The sequence below is a fragment of the Sphingomonas faeni genome, assembly GCF_040407495.1.
Lineage (GTDB): Bacteria > Pseudomonadota > Alphaproteobacteria > Sphingomonadales > Sphingomonadaceae > Sphingomonas > Sphingomonas faeni_D.
In genome coordinates, this window is record NZ_JAPZPP010000001.1 from 404,700 (window position 1) to 427,942 (window position 23,243).

The window sequence follows — 23,243 nt, forward strand, 5'->3', positions numbered from 1 at the left end:
GGGCCATATTCCTGTATAATCCTGAAAGTAATCAATGACTCCGAAGAACGAACTCCTTTTCTGTGGCCTTGGCGGCTCCGGCGAAATCGGCATGAACGTCAACCTGTACGGCTGCCAGGGCAAGTGGGTGATGGTCGATCTCGGCATCACCTTCGCCGATCCGCAATATCCCGGCGTCGACGTGATCCTGCCCGACCTGTCCTTCATCGAGGACCGGATCGACGACCTGCTCGGGATCGTGATCACGCACGGCCATGAGGATCACATCGGCTCGCTGCCGTACCTCGCCGAAGACCTCGGCGTGCCGATCTACGCGACCCCGTTCACGATGGGCTTGATCCGCGGCAAGCTCGAGGAAGAGGGCATCGCCAATCGCGTGAAGCTCAAGATGATCCCGATGGGCGGCAATTTCCAGCTCGGGCCGTTCGGCTTCACCTTCGTCGAGATGTCGCATTCGATTCCGGAAGCGAACGCGCTGCTGATCGACACGCCTTATGGTCGCGTGTTCCACACCGGCGACTGGAAGCTCGACAAGAACCCGGTGATCGGCAATCCGACCACGCCGGAGGGCTTCATGGCGATCGGCGACAAGGGCGTCGACGTCCTCGTCTGCGATTCGACTAACATCTTCAACACCACCGCGTCGGGTAGCGAGAGCACCGTCCGAAAGGGTCTGTTCGAGGAGGTCAGCAAGGCCAAGGGCCGCGTGATGATCACCAGCTTCGCGTCGAACGCGGCGCGGTTGCACACGTTCGGCGAAGTCGCGAAGGAAACCGGGCGCAAGCTGTGCGTGACCGGGCGTTCGCTCGACCGGATCATCAAGGTGGCGCGCGCGACGGGCTATCTGAAGGATTTCCCCGACACGATCAGCCCCGACGAGGCTATGCGCCTGCCCAAGAACAAGCTGCTGATCATCGCTACCGGCGGCCAGGGCGAGGAGCGCGCGGCGCTGGCGCGTGTCGCCAATGGCCAGCACACGATCACGCTTGAGGCCGACGACACCGTGATCTTCTCGTCGAAGCAGATCCCGGGCAACGAGGTCCAGATCGGTCGCATCCAGAACACGCTGGCGGCCAAGGGCATCCGCATGATCACCGAGCGTCAGGCGCACGTCCATGTGTCGGGTCACCCGGGTCAGCCCGAGCTCGCGCAGATGTACGACTGGCTGCGGCCCGACGTGCTTGTGCCGACGCACGGCGAGATGCGCCATATGATGGAGCATGCGCGCTTCGGTCTGGAGCAGGGCATTCCGCGCGCGATCGTGCAGAGCAACGGCGACATCATTCGTCTGGCGCCCAAGGGTCCGGCGAAGATCGGCAACGCGACGGTCGGGCGTCTCGTGCTCGACGGCGACGTGATCCTGCCGGCGGACGGCGCGACGCTGAGCGAGCGGCGGAAGCTGGCGATCAACGGCCAGATCTCGGTCGGTGTCGCGCTTGGCAAGGACGGCCGGATGGTCGGCCAGCCGCAGGTTCGCGTACAGGGCGTGCCGGTCGAGGAAGACCGCGCGGCATTCATCGCCGATGCGGTCCAGGCGGCTGCCGACACGGTTCGCGGCGGCAAGCGCGACAGTGAGAAGATGCGCGAGCAGATTCGGCTTGCGGTGCGCAAGGTCGCCAAGCGCTGGACCGGCAAGCAGCCGATCGTCGACGTCCTGCTGATCGAGGGCTGATCGGGTGCGCTGGACCTCGGCACTCGCGATCTACGTCCTGTTCTGGTCGTTCTCGGTGTTCCTGGTCCTGCCATTCGGCGTGAAGACGACGCGCGAGGTCGGGGGCGAACCCGTCCCCGGCCAAGCCGAAAGCGCGCCGCATGAGTTTCGCTCGGGGCGTACGGCGTGGCGCGTGACGGTCGTGGCGACGGTGCTGTTCGTACTGTTCCAGCTCAATTATTCATACGGGTGGATCACGCCGCAGACGGTCGACCTGTTCGACCGCGGGAACATGGTCACGCGCTAACGGGCGACCCCACGATCCTCCCCCGCGAGGGGGGGGGGCTGGCTCTTGCCAGACGGAGGGGGAGGGATGCGCAAACCTCTGCTCCGTATCCTCCCCCTCCGTCACCTTCGGCGACACCTCCCCCTTGCGGGGGAGGATCGTTACCCCGGCGACGCGGCAGAGCCTGCCAGCAAGCCGCCATCGATATTGATCTCCGTCCCGGTGATGTAGGTCGCCTCGTCCGACGCGAGCATCACCGCGACCGTGGCCACCTCGTCCGGCATCCCAAACCGCTTCAACGGCGTATCCGCCACCAGCGCCGCCATCCGCGCCTCCCGGTCCGCTCCATCCCCGAGCATCGGCTCCCAGATCGGCGTCAGGATCGCCGCGGGATGCACCGAGTTGCAGCGGATCTTCCACCCCTGCTGCGCGCAATACAGCGCCACCGTCTTGCTGTGATTGCGGATCGCTGCTTTAGACGACGCATACGCCGCAGCGAGCGGAATCCCGACTAGCCCCGATCGCGACGAGATGTTGATGATCGAGCCGGTTCCCGCGACCTTCATCGCGCCGATCGCATAACGGCAACCCAGGAACGTGCCGTCGAGGTTGACCGCATGGACTGCTCGCCAGTCCGCCAAACTCGCATGTTCGGGATCATGCGCGACCATGCCGTGTTCGAAGCCCGTCACGCCGGCATTGTTGACGACCACGTCGGCGACCGGGACGATCTCTGCCAGTCGCTGCCAATCCGCCTCTTCGCGGACGTCCAGCTTTTCGAACCGGCAGCCGATCGCCGCAGCAGTCTCCGCTCCGGCGGTTTCGTCGATATCGGTGACGATGACGATAGCGCCCTCGTCATGGAAGCGCTCGGCGATCGCGCGGCCGATGCCGCGTGCTGCGCCGGTGACGACGCAGATCTTGGTGTTCAGTCTGGGCATGTAAGCCTCGAATTTGAGTCCGGTCGGCGGATTGCTCCGCTGGCGAGGGCCGCGTTAGCGGTGACGCTGGATCATTTCGAAAACTCCCGTTCAGTTTAGCGCAGGCGCTCGATCGCCTGTGCCAGTGCCACGTACAGCTTGCCCATGTCGGACGACAGAAGCGTCACGCCGAGCGGCGAGCCGTCGCGTTGCGTCAGGATCGTGCGGAGCATTGCTTCGAAGTCGTGGATGTAGCGGTTGACCATCTCGCGGAAGGTCTCGTCATCGTCGTACAGACCCGCGATCTCGCGGACTTCGCTGGCGTCGAGGATGCGGACGGCGCGACGCGTGAAGACGCCGCGGTCGCCCTTGAGATAGGCGCCCCAGGCACTGTCGGAGATTTCCGGCGCGATCGCCTTGGTGATGTCGATCGACGCCGAGTTGAGCGATTCGATCAGCAGAGAGACACGGCGCGCGAAGGTGTCCTGGTCAGCGTCCTCGCGTTCGGTCCGCGCTTCCTGGATCCGCGTTTCGACGACGGCGGTCTGGTCGACGATCGCCTGAACTTCGCGCGCGAGACGTTCGGTCGCGCCAGTGGCGGCATCAACCGCAACGCCGGTCGCGTCGGCTAGTGCCCTGACCTGACGTTCCACCGTGTCGTTGGTCGCGCGGCGCATCGCGTCAGCACTGGCGGCTTCGAGCGCGGCTGCGGCTTCGGGTATGACCTTCGACAGCGTCTCGCGCGCCTTGTCGGCAGCGACCGCGGCGGTTTCGCGCACGCGGTGGAGCGCCTCGATCAACTGCGGGGCGGCATCTTCGGCGAAATGCTGCGTGCGGCCGATCGCTTCGTCGACCATCTGACCAAGCGCATCGGCCTTGGCGCGGCCGGTGTTGAGCGTGTTGAGCAGGTCGGTCGAGAGCGTGTCGAGCACCAAACGCTGTTCGCCGATCACGCCGGCGATTGCCTCGATCGCGTCATGCGTGCTCTCCGCAGCGGTGACGAGCGCGAGCAGTTCGGGGCGCGCTGAGACGACGATGCTCTTGCTCGCCAACACTTGCGAATCAAGCCGGGCGAGTGCTTCCGGCATGGTCTCGTCGATCTCGCGCGCCGCCGAGTCGAGCGCCACGAGCAAGGTTTCGGTGGTCGTGATCGTCCGGTGCGCCATATCGTCGCCAGCGCGCAGCGCTTCGGTCATCGCATCAGCCGAACCGCCAAGCGCGCTGATCGATGCGGCGAGGCCCTGGGTGCGTTCTGTGCCGTGGCGGTGCAGCAATTCGATCCGCGCTTCGACTTCGCCGAGCCCGGTGTGGAGGTCGTCGACGATCCGGTCGCCGGCGCTGCGTTGCAGGTCGAGGCGGATCGCGACGCGTTCGATCGCGTCCTCTACCGTGGCAATGCGCTTGGCGAGCGCGTCGGCGCTGTCGCGGGCGGCGCTGTCGAGCGCAGCCTGGTTCGCGCCGACCATCGCCAGCATCGCGTCGCCCTGCGCGGCAATGCCCTTGCGCGCGTCGTCGACCGCGTCAGCGGTGCGGTTAAGCAGCGCGTCGACGGCGGCGGACATGCCGTCGGTGACCGATTCGAGATGCGTGCCCGCTGTCTGGCTGGTCGCCTCCATACGGACGATATGCGCTGCGAGACGCTGTGCGGCACCGCTCGCCATGGTGTCCGCGTCACGACCGCGTTCGGCCAGCGCGACGACCTGTGCATCGAGGGCTGCCGCATGTTCGCTTGCCGACAAGCCGGTGCGTTCAAGCCGCTTGGCGACGTCATCGATGTCGGCTTGAGCGCGCGGGAGGGTTGCGATCAACACCCCGAGGCTGGTTTGCGCGCCCGCCGTCGAGGTGGCCAGGTTGCGTGCATGGGCCGCTGCCTGGTCGATTTCGGAAACCATGCCGCGGCCGATCGCTGCGAGCTGTTCGGTCGCGCCGGCGCCCAGCGTCGTGAGCGCGTGCAATTGCTCGGCAAGGTGCAGACGATTCGCGTCGATCGTGTTCGACAGTGCGGCAACGGTACGTTCGAGGCTTGCAGCCTCGTCGCGCATCGCCTGCGCGGTGATGCCGAAACGGTGCGCCTCGGTCCGGCTGGTCCGCATTGCCAGCAACCAGACGATGCCGACGAGCGCGGGGACGACGCAGAGCGCGGCGATGAATTGAACGAGCGCGACCGGCTCGATGGTCGCCAGCGACCCGCGCGCAAGCCACAGCATGGCAGCGAGCCAGACAACCACCGCCGCGACCGCGATACCTGCGTAGAGACGTCCGCGCTCGGTCGCAGGCTCTTGATAAACCTCGTCGAAGTCTGTCGTGGGCACGGTGTCGGACATGTCTTCTATCACCGGATCCATCACGATATCCGCGCGAATGGGATGGGCATTGCCTGCCGCCGCACGAAACCCGATCATTGACGAACCCCCGTTCATGAAGAGCGGAAGTATCACGAAACGCAGGCAGACAAAATGCATAGTGCACGCGTTGCACGAGTATCCATCCGGTAAGCAGGGCGGGATGGCGTATGATGCCCAAGCTATCGACCCGACGTTTGCGGCGGCGGCATGCGACCATCCTTCATCGATCGCCGCGCTGCGAATCGCGCTCGTGACGTGGTTCCGACCATAGCGCAGGGCGGTTCGGCCGAACGCGGGCTTTGCAGGACGGCGCGTACCGCCTAACAGCCGCGCATGCTTGCCGGCCTCTTATTTGCAATTCACGACGCCGACGATCGTCCCGATCGTCTGGCCGCGACGCTGCCGTTCAGCGGCGTCACGCTCATCGAATACCAGGCGCGGTTGCTGATCGCGGCTGGCGTGTCGCAGGTGATCGTCGTCGTCGCGCGCATGACACCCGAGCTTTTGGGATCGATCAACCGGATCGGGCGGCGCGGGGTTTCGGTCGATACGGTGCGCTCGGCGACCGAGGCGGTCGAGAAGCTTCATCCTCTCGCGCGCGTGCTGATGCTTGGCGACGGGCTGGTCACGACCGAGGCGATCGTCAAGGCGATGGCGGGCGAGGAGGGCGATTGCCTGCTCGTCGTGCCCGAAAGCGACGCGGGTCCGGGGTTCGAACGCGTCGGCGGGCAGATGGCATGGGCCGGCGTCGCGCGGCTGAGTTCGAGCCGGATCGCCGAGGTCGCGGCGTTGCCGCAGGATTACGATCTCCAGTCTTCTTTGCTCCGGCTGGCGGTGCAGTCGCGCGCGATCCACGTGCTGCTGCCGACCGATGCGGTGCGCGGCGGGCACGGGATCGAGCGTCAGGCGCGCACGCTGGAGGAGCGCGGTCGCGCGGTACTGATGACGATCGTGTCGGGCCGGCGAGGTTGGTTCGACCGGTTCGTGCTCGCGCCGATCGCGCGGCTAGCGCTCCCGTTGCTGGTCGATCGCGGTGCTGCCGGAACGACGGTCGGCGCGGCCGGGCTTGCGCTCGGTGCGGCTGGCCTCGTGACGATCGGCTTCGGGCTGTCGTCGGTCGGCCTCGTCATCGCGCTGATCGGATGTATCGCACTGGCGCTGGGCTCTGTCCTGAGCGGACTGCGCGACGAGGAGCCGATGGCGCATGGCCAGACGCTGGCGATCGCCGGTGTCGTCGCCGCTACCATCCTCGTCTTCGCATTTTTCGTCAGCGGCTATGCCGGCGATAACACGGCCCTGGCGATCGGCACTGCGCTGGTCGCGATCGGCGGGATTGCGGAGCGTGCCATCGTCGAACGCGAAAGGCAGCTCTGGTGGGGAAGTCCGACGGCCTATCTGCTGGTCGTCGCGCTGTTTGCGCTGATCGGTTTTCCGGTTGCCGGCCTGGGGCTGACGGCCGCTTACGCGACCGCTACGCTGGCGGCAGCAGTCGAGCGATTGCGTCGTACGCCTTAGGCGGACCTTAACGACCGGGGGCTAAGCACGGGATCATGTCGGTCGGCCCAACGATGCATGACGCTGTGCCGTCCTATGACCCCGTGACGCGGGCGGAAACTGCACGCCTGCGGGCGGAAACGCGGTTGGCGGGCACCATTGCCGACTTCTTCCTCGATGCGGATGCGCGGCTCGACGACCGGACGCGGCTGATGCTGGCGCATGTGCTCGGCGCGATCATCGGGGCGATCGAATGGGACATCCGTCGTCATGCCGCGCGGTTGCTGGCGGGTGACGGCGCGACCCGGGCGGGCGAGGCCATCCTCAAGGCGGGGGTAGGGAGCGTGGTCGAGCGGCTCACGCGCGCCGGTTTGCTCCGTGACGAAGAGCTGATGGAAGAACTTATCGCGCGCGTTCGCCATGACCTGATCGCGGCGTCGCTGCCCGTCGAGGTGGCCGAGCCCGACGAGGCGAGCCTGCTGGTGCGGCTGGCGGGCGTGCCGGACAGCATCGTGGCCGCCGCAGCTTCGGCGCTGTTGGCGGCAGAAAGCCGACGACGGGTCGCGAACGAACTGGGGTCGGCGGGCGGGAGCGAACTCCCCGCCGAACTGCATCACCGGCTGGTCTGGTGGGTGGCCGCAGCGATCCGCGATAGCCTCAAAACCACGCGCGAGAGCGACCGGGCGATCACCGATGCGGCCGAGCGTAGCCTGGCCGCGCATGACGAAGGCGAGCGACCCGACGCCGTCGCGATGCGGCTGGCCAAGGCGCTCGATGCGCGACCCAACGAACTCGCCGCGGTGTTGGTCGAATCGATCGGCGATCGACGGCTGTCGCTGTTCGTCGCGGTACTCGCGCATGCGCTCGGCATCGCGTTCGATCAGGCGCGGTCGATCACGCTCGAGCCGGATGGCGATCGACTGTGGCTGGCGCTGCGCGCGCTCGACATGGATCGGCCGACCATCGCCAGGGTCGGGCTCGCATTGTCGGAAGCCGATCCGCGACGCGATATCGAGGGATTTGCGGACGCGCTGGATGCGATCGTGTCGATCGGAGTCGAGGATGCGCGGGCATCGATCGCACCATTGGCACTGAACCGCGATTTTCGGATGGCGTTGCGTGCGCTGGCGCGTACGGATCGGCGATGAGCGTGTTCGACCCTTCGATCGAAAGCCCGATCGCCCACGCGATCGTCGCACCCGATGGCTCGCTGTCGTTCGCCGATCCTGCGTTGATCGCCCTCAACCAGCGCGCGGGCGGGATGCGCGGCGCGCCGCTGGCGGTGCCGCAACTCGCGACGATCGCGCGGCTGGCACGGCGGCTCGGGATCGTCGTGTCGCGCGGCGTGGTGGTCGCGGATGACGAGGCCGATGTCGATCTGTGGGTACGGGCTCAGCCGGACGGTGAGAATGTGCGGCTGACGGTCAGCGGCTGGCGTGAGATCGCGGCGTGGCGTCCGACCCGGCCAGCGCTCGACGCGGCGGATGATTTCCTCGGCAGCGATACCGACTGGCGATGGGAGACGGATTCCGCGCTGCGGCTGACGTTCGTGACGCTCGACGCGGGGCCGAAGCACGGCTTCGATGCGTTCGCGCTGCTCGGCCAGCCGCTGACCGCGATGTTTTCGCTCGATACCGGATCGGACGGGACGCTGCCGATCCTCGATGCGCTGGCACGGCGCCGTGCGATGACGGCGCAACCGGCGCGGCTGCGGAGTTCCGGGCGGGCGTTGACGCTTACCGCGAACGTCCGCCACGACGCCTCGGGAGATTTTGCAGGGTTCGTCGGCACGGCCCGGATGGTCGTCGAGGACGTCGCACCGCCTGCAGAAACCGCGACGCTGTCGCCGACATTCACGACCGGGCTCGACAAGGCATTGCGGATCCCGCTCGCGCGGATCGTCGCCAACGCCGACAGTATCAATGCACAGGCCGATGGTCCGGTGCAGCACGACTATGCCGATTATGCCGCGGATATCGCCAGTGCCGGGCGGCATCTGCTCGAACTGGTCGATGACCTCGTCGATCTGCAGGCGGTCGAACGTCCCGATTTCAAGCTATTGTCCGAGCCGATCGATCTTGCCGATGTCGCACGACGTGCGGCGGGGCTGTTGTCGGTGCGCGCCGCCAATGCCGATGTCACGATCACGCGACCGGCCGTCGACGTTCGCGTCGCGGCGCTGGGCGATTTCCGTCGCGTGCTGCAGATTCTCGTCAATCTGGTCGGCAATGCGGTGCGCTATTCGCCGCGTGGTGCGCAGGTGATCGTCACCGTAACGCGTACAGAAAGCCACGCCGTCGTCGTGGTCGCGGACAAGGGCAAGGGCGTTGCGCCCGAGGATCAGGTGCGGATTTTCGAGAAGTTCGAGCGGGTCGATCCGTCGGAGGCCGGCGGCAACGGGCTCGGCCTGTATATCGCACGGCGCTTGGCGCGGGCGATGCAGGGGGATCTGACGGTAGAAAGCGCGCCCGGTGAAGGTGCGCGGTTCGTGCTGACGTTACCGGCGGATCCGGCGCGCCACTAGGATCAGCGCGAGGCCGAACGCGGCGAGGAATGCGCCGCGATCCGCCCAAGGCCGCTGATCGAGCATGAAGCTCGACTGCGGCCAATGGACGTATCCGAGCCCCTGGCCGATCCAGAGCAGACCCATCAGCGCGCAGAGCACGCCGACGACCATCAGGATCGGCCGGAGCGTCTTCATCAGCGTGACGCCATCGGGACGTAGTCACGCGCAGTCGGGCCGCTGTAGAGCTGGCGCGGACGGCCGATCTTCTGGTCGGGATCGGTGATCATCTCGTTCCACTGCGCGACCCAGCCGACGGTGCGGGCGAGCGCGAAGAGGACGGTGAACATCGACGTCGGGAAACCGATCGCCGAGAGGATCACGCCCGAGTAGAAATCGACGTTCGGGAACAGCTTCTTTTCGATGAAGTACGGATCGTTGAGCGCCAGACGCTCGAGCTCGATAGCGACGTCGAACACGGGGTCGGAGACGCCCAGCTCGCCGAGCACTTCCTTGACGGTGGTCTGCATGACGGCCGCACGCGGATCGTAGTTTTTGTAGACGCGGTGGCCGAAGCCCATCAGGCGGAACGGATCGTTCTTGTCCTTGGCGCGGGCGATATATTCGGGGATGCGGTCGACCGTGCCGATCTCATGCAGCATGTTGAGCGCGGCTTCGTTCGCGCCGCCGTGCGCGGGGCCCCACAGGCAGGCGATGCCGGCCGCGATGCACGCGAACGGGTTGGCACCCGACGAGCCGGCGAGACGGACGGTCGAGGTCGACGCGTTCTGCTCATGATCGGCGTGGAGGATGAAGATGCGGTCCATCGCCTTTTCGACGATCGGGTTCACGACATACTTCTCCGCCGGGACGCCAAACGTCATGCGCAGGAAATTTCCGGTGTAGCTCAGCGTGTTGTCCGGATAGACGAACGGCTGGCCGACGCTGTACTTGTACGCCATCGCGGCGATCGTCGGCATCTTGGCGATCAGGCGGTGCGACGCGATGACGCGCTGTGCCGGATCGTGGATGTCGGTCGAATCGTGATAGAACGCCGAGAGCGCGCCGACGACGCCGCACAGGATCGCCATCGGATGCGCGTCGCGGCGAAAGCCACGGAAGAACTGCGCGAGCTGCTCATGCACCATCGTGTGGCGCGTGATCGTGTTGGAAAAGTTCGCCAGCTCGTCTTCGCTCGGCAGTTCGCCGTTGAGCAGGAGGTACGCGACCTCCATGAAGTTCGACTGTTCGGCCAGCTCGCCGATCGTGTAACCGCGGTGCAGCAGCGTGCCCGCGTCACCATCGATATAGGTCAGCTTCGACTGGCACGACGCCGTCGAGGTGAAGCCCGGATCATAGGTGAAATTGTCCGTCTGCGCGTACAGCTTGCGGATATCGATGACATCGGGTCCGACCGTACCGGACATCACCGGATACTCGAAATCCTTGCCGTCGACCTTGAGGGTTGCGGTCTCGCTCATGCTTGTATCCTTCCTCGAAATCTTATCAGCTAGCCATCCGGTCGGCGATCCGTCCCAGGCTCTCGTCGCGCCCGAGCAGGTCGAGCACATCGAAGATCCCCGGCGACGTCTTGCGTCCCGTCAGCGCGGCGCGAAGCGGCTGTGCGACCTGGCCGAGCTTGACGCCCCGCGCTTCGGCCACGCGCCGTACCGCGCCTTCGAGCGCTTCCGTATCCCACTCGGCGAGCGCGTCAAGTTCGGCATGGGCATTGACCAAAATTGCACTCGCTTCACCTTGTAAAAGGCTCGCTGCGGCGTCGTCCATCGCCAGAGGGCGCTGGCTGAACAGGAAGTTCGAGCCTTCGGCCAGTTCGTTCAGGTTTGCGGCACGCGGCTTCAGGACGGGCATCGCGCGAGTCAGAAGATCGAGTCCGCCGCTCGGCAGGTCGTGGCCGAGGCGATCAGCGGCAAGCTGTGCGAGGCGCGCGTCATCGGCTTCGCGGATGTAGTGGCCGTTGAGGTTCTCGAGCTTCTTCAGGTCGAAACGCGACGGCGACTTGCCGACGCCCGACAGGTCGAACCATTCGACCGCCTGTTCGCGGCTGATGATCTCGTCGTCGCCGTGACCCCAGCCGAGGCGGAGCAGGTAGTTGTCGAACGCTTCGGGCAGGATACCCATCTCGTCGCGGTACGCTTCGATACCGACCGCGCCGTGACGCTTCGACAGCTTGGCGCCATCGGGGCCGTGGATCAGCGGGATGTGCGCGTAGATCGGCTCGGGCCAGCCCATCGCGCGGTAGATCGGCAGTTGGCGGAATGCGTTATTGAGGTGATCGTCGCCGCGAATGACGTGCGTGACGCCCATGTCGTGATCGTCGACGACGACCGCGAGCATGTAGGTCGGCGTACCGTCCGAGCGGAGGAGCACGAGGTCGTCGATCTCTTCGTTCTTGACCGTGACGGCGCCCTGGACGCGGTCCTCGATCGTGACGGCGCCTTCCTGCGGCGCGCGCAGGCGGACGACATGGGGAAGGTTCGGCGCTTCGCTCTCGGGGCGATCACGCCACGGGCTGCGGATGCGAAGCGGCTTCTTCGCGGCCTGCGCCTCGGCGCGCATCGCTGCGATCTCGTCGTTGGTCATGTAGCAGCGATACGCGTGGCCCTTCGCGACCATTTCGTGCGCGACCTGCGCGTGGCGTTCGGCGCCGGCGAACTGCATGACGACGTCGCCGTCCCAGTCGAGCCCGAGCCAGCGCATCCCGTCGATGATCGCGTCGATCGCCGGCTGGGTCGAGCGGACCCGGTCGGTATCCTCGATCCGCAGCAGGAATTTGCCCCCGTTCGCCTTGGCGAACAGCCAGTTGAACAGCGCGGTGCGCGCGCCGCCCAGATGCAGGAACCCCGTCGGCGACGGAGCGAAACGGGTAACCACGGGTGCGGCCGAAGCGGCGGTGCCCGTATCAGATATTGCGCCCAACCGCGGGTGCTCCCAGACTGATGAAACGATGGAGAAACGATGGCCATGACAGCCGTCGCCGCCCCTAGCATGCGTCCTTGGCGGCGACAAATGGGCGTGCCGCGATGGGGGGCTGTCGTTGGGCTTGCCGTGGAGCGAGGGGGGCTAGCGGTCGAGCGCTGGCTGGAGGCGGAGCGCGACCAGCTGGTACTGTGGCTGCCGGTGATTCTGGGCGGCGGGATAGCTCTATGGTTCGCGTTGCCGGACCCGGCGGCATGGAGCGTGACGATCCTGTTGCTGGTGGCGAGTGGGCTCGCGTGTCTGGCGCTGGGGCAGGGTGGCCGTGCGGCGCGGTCTTTGGCGATCGGATTGCTGGCGACGGGACTAGGGCTTGGGTTGATCTGGGCGCGATCCGAGTCGGTGGCGCGGCCCGTGCTGGGCGGGCCGACGATCGCTAGCTTCTCGGGGAAGGTCGAGGCGATCGAGCCGCTGGTGGCGCGTAAGCTGGTCCGGCTGACGCTGCTGCCGGTCGGGAAGGGGGTTGAGACCGATGGGCAACCAGTCGCCTTGCCGTATCGAGTCCGCGTCAATCTGGCTGAGGCGGATGCGCCGAAGCTGCTCGGGACCGGGGCCCTCGTGCATTTGCGGGCCCGGCTGATGCCGCCGCCGCTGCCCGCGGTGCCGGGAGCGTACGACTTCGCACGCGTCGCTTGGTTCGGCGGTATCGGTGCGACCGGGCGAGGCTTTGCACCGGTAGTCGTGACGACAGCAAGCGACGCGGGCGCCGGCATCCGCGTCGCGCTGTCGCACCACATCGTATCGCGACTCGAGGGGAGTGCCGGCGGTATCGCCGCAGCGCTCGCAACCGGCGACGTCGGTGCGATCAGCGAGGAAGATTCGGAGGCGATGCGCCGCGCTGGGCTCGCACATCTGCTGTCGGTGAGCGGATTGCATATCACCGCAGCGGTGGCGGCAACGATGTTGATCGTGTTGCGTCTATTGGCGCTCAGTCCGTGGCTGGCATTGCACGCGCGCCTGCCGTTGATTGCCGCGCTGGCGGGTGCCGCGGCAGCGATCGGCTATACGTTGCTGACCGGGAGCCAGGTGCCGACGATCCGGTCGTGCGTCGCCGCGTTGCTGGTGCTCGCGGCGCTGGCGATGGGGCGCGAGGCGATGACCTTGCGCCTCGTCGCGGCGGGGGCGGCGTGTGTCATGCTCGTCCTCCCCGAATCGGCGGCGGGGCCGAGCTTTCAGCTCTCGTTTGCGGCAATCACCGCTATCATGGCGTTGCATGAGCATCCGGTAATCCACGCATTCTTCGGGCCGCATGAGGAGGGGCCGGGACGCAAGTTGGCGCGGAGTGTCGCGTCGCTGTTGCTGACCGGGCTGCTGGTCGAACTCGCGCTGATGCCGATCGCGGTGTATCATTTCCACAGGGCCGGGCTGTACGGCGCGTTCGCCAACATCATTGCGATACCTCTGACGACGTTCGTGGTGATGCCGCTGGAAGCGTTGGCGTTGCTGCTCGATGCCGGGGGCCTGGGTGCGCCGATCTGGTGGCTGGTCCAGCGCTCGCTCGATGCGCTACTGTGGCTGGCGCACATCGTTGCCAGCGCGCCTGGCTCGGTGCGGTCGTTGCCCGCGATGCCGACGGCAGCGTTCGCACTGATGATCGTCGGGGGAATCTGGATTGCGCTTTGGCGGACGCAGTGGCGACGCCTCGGGCTGGCGCCGCTGATGGTCGGAGCGATCTGGGCGCTAACCACGCCAGCGCCTGACGTTCTGGTGACGGGAGACGGTCGCCACGTCGCGGTGCGCACCTCGGCGGGGCTGGCGATGCTGCGCGATCGGGCGGGCGACTATACGCGCGACACGCTGGCCGAGAATGGCGGGGTTGATGGCGAGCCGCTGTTGCTGGCGGACCAACCCGATGCCCGGTGCAGCCGCGATCTGTGCGTCACCGACATCGCCGCACGGGGTCGAATGTGGCGCATCCTCGCGACCCGCAGCGCGTATATGGTGCCGATTACCGAGTTCATTGCCGCCTGCCGCAGCGCCGACGTCGTCGTCAGCGAACGCGGCCTGCCGAAACGCTGTGCGCCGCGGTGGCTGAAACTGGATCGTCGTGTACTCCGGCGAACTGGCGGTGTTGCCCTGACCTTAGGGAGTGGGACGATTGTGACGATCCTGAACGCAGGCGATCGCCACCCCTGGCGCGACCCTCCTCTCCTCGAACGTACCGCGCAATCGCTCGGGCCGCGACATGACCGGTTTCACGACGCCGCGTCGGCGTTTCGCGCCACCCGAGGTGGTCGAAAGTAGAAATGCTCACGCGAAGGCGCAAAGACGCGAAGGTGATGCGATTGGGGAGACCTTAACACCTTCATAAACGATAAGCCGACGTCGGTTTTTCGGTGGTCTGCCAAGGGAAATAGACGCCGATCTAAGCACTACATCTTCGCGCCTTCGCGTGAACAAAATCATCCGTCGTCGCAAGCGATCTCAGTGCGAAGAGTTGGTTCACGCGGAGCCGTGGAGAAGTTTTACGATAGGTGAACCGAACTGGCTATTGTTCGGTCTTACTGCCGAAGACATTGGAACAGCTTCATCCCTCCCCGAACGCAATACCTCCGCGCCTCCGCGCGATCCAATTCTTTGGCTGCGCGGGCGCTTGGCGGCGATATGTTCGCGCAGAGGCGCAGAGGCGCAGAGGCGCAGAGGCGCGGAGATTAGGCGTTCGAGTCGAGGTCGCGCTTATGCATCGGAGTGTGAGAAGGTCTTCCGGATGCTTGGCGGTGTTTTCTTGGGCGTGTCGAAGAACTGGCCGCTTTTTCGACAACTCCCAGCACAACGCTTAGTTTGTCGAAGAGGCCCGGCCGCTGTTGCCGGTAGGATAGAGCGACTTGGCTTATCGGCTTGACTGTCGCTTTTCCTTAGCAACCAAACTGAGACCGGCCTGCGTCGCGATGGGGCAGGTCGGCCTCGGCAATTCAGTCGTAGCGGCGGAGGATGCCGGAGAGTTTGCCCTGCACGCGGACTTGGGCGGGGGCGTAGCGTTGGGGGTCGTAGGCTCGGTTCGCCGGGTCGAGGCGGACCATCGCGCCTTCGCGGCGGAAGTATTTTAGGGTGGCTTCGCTGTCCTCGATCAGCGCGACTACGATCTCGCCGTCTCGTGCGGTTTCGGTGCGGCGGATCAGGGCGTAGTCGCCGTCTAGGATGCCGGCTTCGACCATCGAGTCGCCCGAGACTTCGAGTGCGTAGTGTTCGCCGGTGCCGAGGAGTGCGGCGGGGACGGCGAGCATCGTGCTGCCCTCGAACGCTTCGATCGGGACGCCAGCGGCGATGCGGCCGTGGAGGGGGATCTCGATGACGTCGTTGGCCGGTTGCGGCGTCGCGGCGGCGGGGGCGGCCTTGACGTTCGACGGCTTGGACGGCGTCTTCTTTTCCGGGCGCTCGGGCATACGCAGCACTTCGAGCGCGCGCGCGCGGTTCGGCAGGCGGCGGATGAAGTTGCGCTCCTCGAGCGCACTGATCAGACGGTGGACGCCCGACTTCGACTTGAGATCGAGTGCGTCCTTCATCTCCTCGAACGACGGCGAGACGCCGGTATCGTTGAGGCGATCGTTGATGAAGCAGACGAGTTCGTGCTGCTTGCGCGTGAGCATGGCGGTTCTCCGTCCGGAACAGACTGGGAACTTCTATGGAACATAATTAACGGCGTCAAGCGTCCGTATCACGCGATCACAAGGATTTCCGCCGATTCGCCTGTCTTTGCTACGGGCGCGTTGCCAGGGCGGACGATCAGGCAGGTCGAGCGGGCGAGCGTCAGCAGCATCGAGCTGTCCTGGATCGTCGAGGCATAGGCTTTTCCGTCGCGCAGTTCGGCGCGGAGGTAGTCGGTGCGGGCGTTGTTCGCAGGCAGGTCTTCGCCGAGCAGCGCGTGGGTCGACTGGGGGAGCGGGTCGCGCGCGCCGGCCATGTGCGCGACGACGGGTTTGACGAACAACGTCGCGGTGACGAACGCGGAGACCGGATTGCCGGGGAGGCCGAGCACCATCATCTCGCCGATCCGGCCGGCCATCATCGGCTTGCCGGGGCGCAGCGCAATCCGCCAGAAATCGATGGTGCCGCCGGCGGCTTCGATCGCCGGGCGGACGAGGTCGTGGTCGCCTACCGATGCGCCGCCGGTGGTGACGAGCAGGTCGGCCTGCACGCTGGCGAAGGCGTCGCGGAGTACGTCGAGATTGTCGGGCAGGATGCCGAGATCGATGATGTCGACGGGCATGTCGGCGAGCATCGCCGCGAGCATGATGCCGTTCGATTCGGGGAGCGCGACGCCGTCCGTGGTCGACCCCGGGGGGACGAGTTCGTCGCCGGTGGCGGCGACGGCGACGCGGACGCGGCGGTTGACGGTGAGGCTGCCGTGGCCGCCGGTCGCGGCGACGGCAATGCGGGCGGGGCTGAGGCGATCTCCGGCAGCGATCAGGCGGGTGCCGGTGGAGAAATCGAGGCCCTTGCGACGGGTGTTCCGGCCGAGCGTGGGCGGGCCTTCGCCGGCAAGGATCAGGGTTTCGCCGTCACGCTCGGCTTCTTCCTGGACCATGACCGTGTCGGCGCCGTCAGGCATGGCGGCGCCGGTAAAGATGCGAGTGGCTTCTCCGGGGGCGACCTGGCCTGCGAAGGGGCGGCCGGCGGCGCTTTCGCCGATGACTTTCCAGGGGCCCGGGAGGTCGGCGTAGCGGATCGCGTAGCCGTCCATCGCGGAGAGGTCTGCGGCGGGCTGCGTGCGGCGGGCGAGGATGTCCTCGGCGGCCCAGCGGCCGGCGGCTTCGCGCAACGTCACGGTCTCGTGGCCGACGCGGGGGGCCATGGTGAAGAGGCGGGACTGGGCTTCGGCGACGGGGACTAGGGTCATGCTAAGGCTCTGTTTTTGGGCGGTTTGGGAAAGTGAAGTATAGGAAGTGTAGACGCTGGGAGCGTTTTCGCGGTTGGCGCTTTTGGGGTGTTGTATGGGGAAGCGCGGGGCGTGGGGTAGGTTCCGTGTTTGGCATGGGTTTGGGGTGTAGGACAGGTGTTGTTGGCCGAGGTGCGACGGCTTTGTGACTGACTAGGCTGCGTAACATCGAACGTCGTTCCCACTTCCTTGTTCTCCCGCGAAGGCGGGAGCCCAGACTGGGTCCCCGCCTTCGCGGGAAAACACGGATTTGGCCGATGGCGTTCGTTATTACCTTGGCCTTCCCAACTGGGCCCCGGCCTTCGCCGGGGTGGTGTTTTGATTTGGTCGCGGGCTTCTCCGGCGGTGACTGCCGAGTGCGGATGGGTCCTCGATAGCGTTCCTCGACGCTCGGCCAGCGCGGGTTCATCGCTTGCGGGGCTTTGTTTGGGGGAAAGAGACACCAGATCAGCATGATGACACGCAATCAGCCTCGAGCGAGAGACAGGATCGGGGCGGCGGTGGGCGCTGTGCTGTTGCCAGGGGTGCTGGGTTATGCGCTGCTCAATGGGCTGGTGGTGCCGATGCCGGCGGCGGTGAGCGATGCGTTGAAGGTGTTCGATGCGGCGCCGCCTCCGCCACCGCCGCCCGAGGAGAAGGTGCGGCCTCGGCCTTCGCCTAGCCGGCAACCCGAGGGAGCAGCGTCGCCGCCTAATCTGAAATCGAAGGCTACCGAAGTGGTGGCGCCGCCGCCGGCAGTGCCGGTTGTGGTGCCGCCGCCTGTCGTAGTCGCGGAGAAGGCTGGAGTGGGTGCGCGGGCGACCGCCGGAGCGTCGGATGTGCGCGGGCCGGGGACGGGAAGTGGGGGGATTGGTAATGGCTCCGGCAGCGGCGGATATGGCGATGGTGACGGTGGCGGGGGCGAGGAGATGCCGCCGCGGTGGCGTAAGGGGCGGTTGAAGGACTCCGACTATCCGCGCGAGGCGGCGGAGACGGGTATCCGGGGTCGGGTTTCGGTGCGGTATCTGGTCCAGGCCGATGGACGGGTGTCGCGGTGCCGGGTGACCCGGTCTAGCGGGAGCCGGGAGCTGGATGCGCTGACGTGCCGGTTGATCGAGGAGCGGTTTCGGTATGATCCCTCGCTCGATGCGGCGGGGCGGCCGGTGGAGTCTACGATCGTGGAGGATCACGAGTGGGCTATGGGTGAGGATTGAGTTCAGCTGAGCGCGTTCTGCTTGGCGTGCCCTCACCCTCGCCGCCTTTAGCGTCTTTCTCTCTCCCCGTTGGGAAGAGGGTTTTGTTTACGCGGTCCAGTTGCCGGATTTGCCGCCGGACTTTGCGCGGACGCGGATGTCGGTGAGGACCATCGTCTTGTCGATCGCTTTGGCCATGTCGTAGATCGTCAGGAGCGTTACCGTGGCAGCCGTCAGGGCTTCCATTTCGACGCCGGTCTTGCCTTCGGTCGAGGCGGTGGCGGTGGCGGTTACGCCGGTTTCGTCGACGACGAGGTCGATTTCCACCTTGGTGAGCGGAAGCGGGTGGCAGAGGGGGATGAGGTCGCTGGTGCGCTTGGCGGCCATGATGCCGGCGACGCGGGCCACCGCGAGGACGTCGCCCTTTTTCGCGGTTCCGGCGCCGATCGCCGCGGCGGCTTCGGCGGACATGGTGATGCGGCCGGAGGCGACAGCTTCGCGGGCGGTGACCGCCTTGCCGCCGACGTCGACCATGCGGGCCGCGCCAGCTTCGTCGATGTGGGTGAGGCCGGTCATCCGACGAGCGCCCGGGTGGCGGCTTCGACGTCGTCCTGGCGCATGAGCGCTTCGCCGATCAGGAAGCAGTGGATGTCGTGCTCGGCCATCGCGTCGAGTTCGGCGCGAGTCGTCAGGCCGCTTTCGGCGACGAAGGTGCAGTCCTTGGGGGCTTTGCCGACGAGGTCGTAGGTGCGCTGGAAGTCGACCGAGAAGTCGTGCAGGTCGCGGTTGTTGACGCCGATCAGGCGCGACTTGAGCCGCAGCGCGCGCTCCATCTCGTGCGCGTCGTGGACCTCGACCAGCACGTCCATGCCGCATTCGAGCGCGGAAGCCTCGATCTCGGCCATCTGGATGTCGTCGAGCGCGGCGACGATGATCAGGATGCAGTCGGCGCCGATCGCGCGTGCTTCGGTCGACTGCCAGGGGTCGACCATGAAGTCCTTGCGCAGGACGGGGATCGAGACGGCATCGCGCGCCGCGGTCAGGTAGGCGTCGGAGCCCTGGAACCACTTTTCGTCGGTCAGCACCGAGAGGCACGCGGCGCCGCCGGCTTCGTAGGCGCGAGCGTGGGCTACGGGATCGAAATCGGCGCGGATGAGGCCTTTCGACGGACTGGCCTTCTTGACCTCGGCGACCAGCGCGTAGCCGGTCTTCGCGTCGAGCGCGGCGCGGAAGCCGCGGGGCTTCGACATGCGGGCGATGCCGGCGTCGATGTCGGCGAGCGAGGTCGTTGCCTTGCGCGCGGCAACTTCGGCGCGCTTGGTCTCGAGAATACGGTCGAGCATGGTCATGTCAGTAGGCGATCCAGCGGTCGAGCAGCGCGTCGGCGCTGCCGGTGTCGAGGGCGGCGGCGGCTTTGGCTGCGCCGTCGACGAGAGTGGGGACGGTGCCGGCGACCATCAAGGCGGCGGCGGCGTTGAGCAGGACGGCGTCGCGGTAGGCGCCGGCCTCGCCCTTGAGCAGGCGGCGGAGTGCGTCCGCGTTGTGGTGTGCGTCGCCGCCGCGGATGTCGGTGATGGCGTGGCGGGTAAGGCCTGCGTCTTCGGGGGCGACTTTGCGCGGCAGCGTGACGGTGCCGACCGAGGCGACGATGCTGGGGCCGGCACCCGACAGTTCGTCGAGGCCTTCTTCGCCGGAGACGACGAGCGCGGCTTCGGTGCCGAGCTGTTCGAGGGCTTCGGCGTAGAGCGTGACGTAGTCGGGGCGGGCGATGCCGATGAGCTGGCGGGTGGTGCCGGCCGGGTTGGCGAGCGGGCCCATCAGGTTGAAGATCGTCCGCCGGCCGATGCGTTGGCGGATCGGGGTGATGCGCTTCATCGCCGGGTGGTGGTTGGCGGCGAAGAGGAAGGCGATGCCGATCTCGTTGAGGCTCGCCTCGGCAGTGGCGCCGGCGCGGTCCATGTCGAGGCCGAGGACTTCCAGCGTGTCGGCGGCGCCGGCCTTGCTCGAGGCGGCGCGGTTGCCGTGTTTGGCGACGGGGACGCCGCATGCTGCGACGACCAGCGCGACGGCGGTCGAGACGTTCAGGGTGTGGTGGCCGTCGCCACCGGTGCCGCAGACGTCGATCGCGCCGGCGGGGGCGTCGATCGGGATCATCCGGTTGCGGAGTGCGCGCGCGGCTTCGGCGATCTCGATGCTGGTCTCGCCGCGGGTCGCCAGATCGGCGAGAAAGCTGGCGATCGCGTCGTCGCTAGCGCGGGCGTCGAGGATGTCGGCGAACGCCTCTCGGGCGGATTCGCGGGAGAGGGGGGAGCTGGGGTCTGGCAGGAGCGTGGTGGTGGTCACAGCTCCAGGCCTTCGCGCGGTATCACCGGGATCCCGGCCATTTTCAGGAAGTTGGCCAGCATCGCATGCCCGTGCTCCGTTGCGATGCTTTCCGGGTGGAACTGCACGCCGTGGATCGGCAGCGTGGCGTGGCGGAAGCCCATCACGGTGCCGTCCTGCGCGGTCGCGTTGACGACCAGCGTGTCGGGGACCGCGTTGACGATCAGCGAGTGATAGCGCGTGGCGATGAACGGCGAGGGCAACCCAGCGTACAGCCCGGTGTCGTCGTGGACGACGGGCGAGGTCTTGCCGTGCATCAGGCCGCCGCGCTCGACCTTGCCGCCGAAATGCTGGCCGATCGCCTGGTGGCCGAGGCACACGCCAAGCAGCGGCTTGCCGGCATCCGCGCAGGCGGCAACCAGGTCGAGGCTTACGCCCGCCTCGGTCGGCGTGCAGGGACCGGGGGAAATGAGGAACGCGTCCGCGCCCGACGACAGAGCCCGCCCGGCGGAGATCGCATCGTTGCGGACGACTTCGACCTCGACACCCAGTTCCATCAGGTAATGGACGAGGTTCCAGGTGAAGCTGTCGTAATTGTCGACGACGAGGATCATGGCGCCGCCATAGCTGATGCGTCACGCCGCGCAACGGTGTTGCCGCAAACCGAGGCGGTTGGGCGGGCCGTCGCATTTCTGTCGTGCTGCAGTCGCGAGAGCCGGGCACCGCTCCTATATGAACGCTATCATTCAGGGCGGAGCAATGCCGCGTGCTGGACGTTATCCTTTCAAAGGAGCTTAACCGATGTTTCGTACCGCCGTCCTCGCTGCACTGATCGCACTTCCCGGCATGGCGTATGCCCAGGACGCGCAAGTCGACACGCCGCCGCAGCGTATCCGCAGCGTGACGCTGACCGGCGACCAGAAATGTCCGAAGTCGAGCGGTGGCGAGATCGTCGTGTGCTCGACGCTCGACCAGCCTTATCGCATCCCGAAATCGCTGCGCGATGACAAGCCGATCGCCGCGCAGAACCAGAGCTGGGTCAACCGTGCGGCGGCGCTGGATCAGGTCGGGCGTGTCGCTGGCGGGTTACCGGATACGTGTTCGGCGGTCGGGACAGGTGGTCAGTCGGGCTGCTTCATGCAGCGCAACCAGGCGTATGCGGCGGAGCGTCGCGCGTCCGCTACCGAGTCGAACCCGCAGCCGTAAGCGTTTGTCGTTGAGGTTACTCCGTAACCTCGAATGACTTCCCGGCGAGGTATTACGTTCCCGGCGTGAACCCGTCATCCCGATCCGGCGGGGTAGGCGCATGCACCTCGCTGCAGATCGATCGGAGCGCGTCCTTCATCCCTTCCTCGAAGGTCGGATGATAGATCGGCAGATCGAGCACCTCGGTCGCGGTCCAGCCGCTCTGGATCGCCCACGCGATCAGATGCGCACTATGCTCGACGGCCGGCCCCGCCATCGTCGCGCCGGTCAGCCGACCATCGCGACGATCGGCATAGAACCGTACCAGCCCGGCATTGCACGCCTCGACCTTCGCACGTCCCTGATCGTCGTACGATGCCGTCCCGATCACGCTGTCCTTGTCGTCGTCCTTGGCGATCTTGCCGATCACCGCAACGTTGGGATGCGTGAAGGTGATCGCGAACGGCACGCTCCGTTTGCCCGGCGTCACCTCTGGATAACTCGCCGCGTTGCGCCCCGCGATCGTCCCCTCGGAAGACGCCTCGTGCAGCACCGCGCGATCGTGATCGGCATCGCCCGCGATGAAGATCGGTGCTGTGCCGCACTGCATCGTCTCGCAATCATAGTCCGGCATGCCATGCTCATCGAGCGTGAGGCCGGTCGTCTCGAGTCCGATGCCCTTGATCCGTGGCGGACGCCCGGTCGCGACGAGCAGATAGTCGAAGCGCTGCTCGCCCGATGCGGAACCACTCCAGGCCAGCTTGACGCCATCGGCGTCCGGTTCGACCGTCAACTCGACACCGAGCAGGATCGGCATCGCGCGCGAAAGGATCGCATGATACGCCTCGCCGACATGGCGGTCCTTCAGCCCGCCGATCGTCTCGCCCATGTCGAACACCATCGTCTCGACCCCAAGCCGTGCCATTGCCTGCGCCAGTTCCAGTCCTAGCGCGCCCGCGCCGATAACACCGAGCGACTTCGGAAGGTCTTTTAGGTCGAAGATGCTCTCGTTGGTCAGCACGCGGTCGCGCACCGCGTCGAACATCTCGGGGATCGCAGGGCTCGATCCGGTCGCGATCACCACGGACTTCGCATGGACCTCGCGGCCATCGCTCAGCGACAGGATCGTCGCACCCGCAAATTTCGCGCGTGCTTCGATCTTCACCTCCTCGGGCAGCTTGCCGATCGAATTCTCGACACCCGCGACGAACGCATCGCGCTCCTTACGGACCCGCGCCATCACCGCGACGCCGTCGACCTTGCCCGACGCCTCGATCCCAAAGACGGACGCGTGCTCGACAGCGTGCATCGCATTTCCCGCCGCGATCAACAGCTTCGAAGGCATGCATCCCACGCTCGCGCAGGTCGTGCCGCCGAAGCCTTCGTCGATCAGCAGCGTCTTGGCGCCGTTGCGTCGCGCGCTGCGCTCGGCGGCAAGGCCCGCGGTTCCGGCACCGATGATCGCCACGTCGCAGGTCAGCTTCGTCATAAGTCT

General features: G+C 66.5%; 20 protein-coding genes. 8 read left to right on the forward strand and 12 right to left on the reverse strand.

The window, feature by feature from the left end:
* Nucleotides 1–34: 34 nt before the first annotated feature.
* Both O6W96_RS01990 and O6W96_RS01995 read left to right on the forward strand, forming a co-directional pair.
* A complete protein-coding gene (locus O6W96_RS01990; protein WP_353468002.1) occupies nucleotides 35–1,672 on the forward strand; it encodes a ribonuclease J in 1,638 nt (545 codons plus the stop codon).
* 4 nt (nucleotides 1,673–1,676) lie between these two features.
* Nucleotides 1,677–1,958, forward strand: a complete 282-nt coding sequence (locus tag O6W96_RS01995) for a DUF1467 family protein (protein WP_353468003.1) — start codon at nucleotides 1,677–1,679, stop codon at nucleotides 1,956–1,958.
* Nucleotides 1,959–2,098: 140 nt separating this feature from the next.
* Here O6W96_RS01995 and O6W96_RS02000 read toward each other — a convergent pair whose 3' ends face one another.
* Nucleotides 2,099–2,878 (reverse strand): SDR family oxidoreductase, encoded by a 780-nt coding sequence (locus tag O6W96_RS02000; RefSeq protein WP_353468004.1) that lies wholly within the window; start codon nucleotides 2,876–2,878, stop codon nucleotides 2,099–2,101.
* A gap of 95 nt (nucleotides 2,879–2,973) precedes the next feature.
* Complete coding sequence (locus tag O6W96_RS02005; protein WP_353468005.1) at nucleotides 2,974–5,259, reverse strand: hypothetical protein; 2,286 nt, start codon at nucleotides 5,257–5,259, stop codon at nucleotides 2,974–2,976.
* A 276-nt stretch (nucleotides 5,260–5,535) separates the two neighbouring features.
* Between O6W96_RS02005 and O6W96_RS02010 the strand changes: the two genes are divergently transcribed.
* The 3 genes from O6W96_RS02010 to O6W96_RS02020 are packed head-to-tail and all read left to right on the forward strand — an operon-like array spanning nucleotide 5,536 to nucleotide 9,220.
* Nucleotides 5,536–6,717 carry a hypothetical protein gene (locus tag O6W96_RS02010; protein WP_353468006.1) on the forward strand — a complete coding sequence of 394 codons (1,182 nt, stop codon included), beginning with the start codon at nucleotides 5,536–5,538 and terminating at the stop codon, nucleotides 6,715–6,717.
* Between the two features lie 35 nt (nucleotides 6,718–6,752).
* Nucleotides 6,753–7,844: a DUF2336 domain-containing protein gene (locus O6W96_RS02015; protein ID WP_353468007.1), complete on the forward strand. Its 1,092-nt coding sequence runs from the start codon at nucleotides 6,753–6,755 to the stop codon at nucleotides 7,842–7,844.
* Nucleotides 7,841–9,220: a sensor histidine kinase gene (locus tag O6W96_RS02020; RefSeq protein ID WP_353468008.1), complete on the forward strand. Its 1,380-nt coding sequence runs from the start codon at nucleotides 7,841–7,843 to the stop codon at nucleotides 9,218–9,220. Before O6W96_RS02015 ends, O6W96_RS02020 begins: the two co-directional genes overlap by 4 nt.
* On the opposite strand, the gene O6W96_RS02025 is transcribed toward O6W96_RS02020, so the two are convergent.
* Genes O6W96_RS02025 through gltX form a run of 3 tightly spaced genes read right to left on the reverse strand, consistent with a single transcriptional unit; the run spans nucleotide 9,194 to nucleotide 12,136 of the window.
* Nucleotides 9,194–9,397, reverse strand: coding sequence for a hypothetical protein (locus O6W96_RS02025; protein ID WP_056058354.1), 204 nt, complete (start codon nucleotides 9,395–9,397; stop codon nucleotides 9,194–9,196). The two genes, O6W96_RS02020 and O6W96_RS02025, sit on opposite strands and share 27 nt — an antisense overlap.
* Nucleotides 9,397–10,680, reverse strand: a complete 1,284-nt coding sequence (locus tag O6W96_RS02030; protein WP_353468009.1) for a citrate synthase — start codon at nucleotides 10,678–10,680, stop codon at nucleotides 9,397–9,399. The genes O6W96_RS02025 and O6W96_RS02030 overlap by 1 nt, the downstream gene beginning before the upstream one ends.
* 25 nt (nucleotides 10,681–10,705) lie before the next feature.
* The gene (gene gltX / locus O6W96_RS02035; protein ID WP_435372165.1) at nucleotides 10,706–12,136 is read right to left on the reverse strand and encodes a glutamate--tRNA ligase; all 1,431 of its coding nucleotides are present in this window, start codon (nucleotides 12,134–12,136) and stop codon (nucleotides 10,706–10,708) included.
* Nucleotides 12,137–12,226: 90 nt separating this feature from the next.
* On the opposite strand from gltX, the gene O6W96_RS02040 reads away from it, so the two are divergent.
* Nucleotides 12,227–14,437: a ComEC/Rec2 family competence protein gene (locus O6W96_RS02040; RefSeq protein ID WP_353468500.1), complete on the forward strand. Its 2,211-nt coding sequence runs from the start codon at nucleotides 12,227–12,229 to the stop codon at nucleotides 14,435–14,437.
* 668 nt (nucleotides 14,438–15,105) lie between these two features.
* Here O6W96_RS02040 and lexA read toward each other — a convergent pair.
* Both lexA and O6W96_RS02050 read right to left on the reverse strand, forming a co-directional pair.
* Complete coding sequence (lexA, locus tag O6W96_RS02045; RefSeq protein ID WP_056048586.1) at nucleotides 15,106–15,780, reverse strand: transcriptional repressor LexA; 675 nt, start codon at nucleotides 15,778–15,780, stop codon at nucleotides 15,106–15,108.
* A gap of 68 nt (nucleotides 15,781–15,848) precedes the next feature.
* Nucleotides 15,849–17,030, reverse strand: coding sequence for a molybdopterin molybdotransferase MoeA (locus tag O6W96_RS02050; RefSeq protein WP_353468011.1), 1,182 nt, complete (start codon nucleotides 17,028–17,030; stop codon nucleotides 15,849–15,851).
* A 548-nt stretch (nucleotides 17,031–17,578) separates the two neighbouring features.
* On the opposite strand from O6W96_RS02050, the gene O6W96_RS02055 reads away from it, so the two are divergent.
* Nucleotides 17,579–18,262 carry an energy transducer TonB gene (locus tag O6W96_RS02055; RefSeq protein WP_353468012.1) on the forward strand — a complete coding sequence of 228 codons (684 nt, stop codon included), beginning with the start codon at nucleotides 17,579–17,581 and terminating at the stop codon, nucleotides 18,260–18,262.
* A gap of 87 nt (nucleotides 18,263–18,349) precedes the next feature.
* On the opposite strand, the gene moaC is transcribed toward O6W96_RS02055, so the two are convergent.
* The 4 genes from moaC to O6W96_RS02075 are packed head-to-tail and all read right to left on the reverse strand — an operon-like array spanning nucleotide 18,350 to nucleotide 21,177.
* A complete protein-coding gene (gene moaC / locus O6W96_RS02060) occupies nucleotides 18,350–18,817 on the reverse strand; it encodes a cyclic pyranopterin monophosphate synthase MoaC (protein WP_056048595.1) in 468 nt (155 codons plus the stop codon).
* Nucleotides 18,814–19,590: an indole-3-glycerol phosphate synthase TrpC gene (gene trpC / locus O6W96_RS02065; RefSeq protein WP_353468013.1), complete on the reverse strand. Its 777-nt coding sequence runs from the start codon at nucleotides 19,588–19,590 to the stop codon at nucleotides 18,814–18,816. Before trpC ends, moaC begins: the two co-directional genes overlap by 4 nt.
* Nucleotide 19,591: 1 nt before the next feature.
* Nucleotides 19,592–20,584 (reverse strand): anthranilate phosphoribosyltransferase, encoded by a 993-nt coding sequence (gene trpD / locus O6W96_RS02070; RefSeq protein ID WP_353468014.1) that lies wholly within the window; start codon nucleotides 20,582–20,584, stop codon nucleotides 19,592–19,594.
* Nucleotides 20,581–21,177: an anthranilate synthase component II gene (locus tag O6W96_RS02075; RefSeq protein ID WP_353468015.1), complete on the reverse strand. Its 597-nt coding sequence runs from the start codon at nucleotides 21,175–21,177 to the stop codon at nucleotides 20,581–20,583. Before O6W96_RS02075 ends, trpD begins: the two co-directional genes overlap by 4 nt.
* A gap of 187 nt (nucleotides 21,178–21,364) precedes the next feature.
* Between O6W96_RS02075 and O6W96_RS02080 the strand changes: the two genes are divergently transcribed.
* Entirely contained in the window at nucleotides 21,365–21,769 is a 405-nt protein-coding gene (locus tag O6W96_RS02080; protein WP_353468016.1) for a hypothetical protein, read from the forward strand.
* 52 nt (nucleotides 21,770–21,821) lie between these two features.
* Here O6W96_RS02080 and O6W96_RS02085 read toward each other — a convergent pair whose 3' ends face one another.
* Nucleotides 21,822–23,237, reverse strand: a complete 1,416-nt coding sequence (locus O6W96_RS02085; RefSeq protein WP_353468017.1) for a dihydrolipoyl dehydrogenase — start codon at nucleotides 23,235–23,237, stop codon at nucleotides 21,822–21,824.
* Nucleotides 23,238–23,243 lie beyond the last annotated feature (6 nt).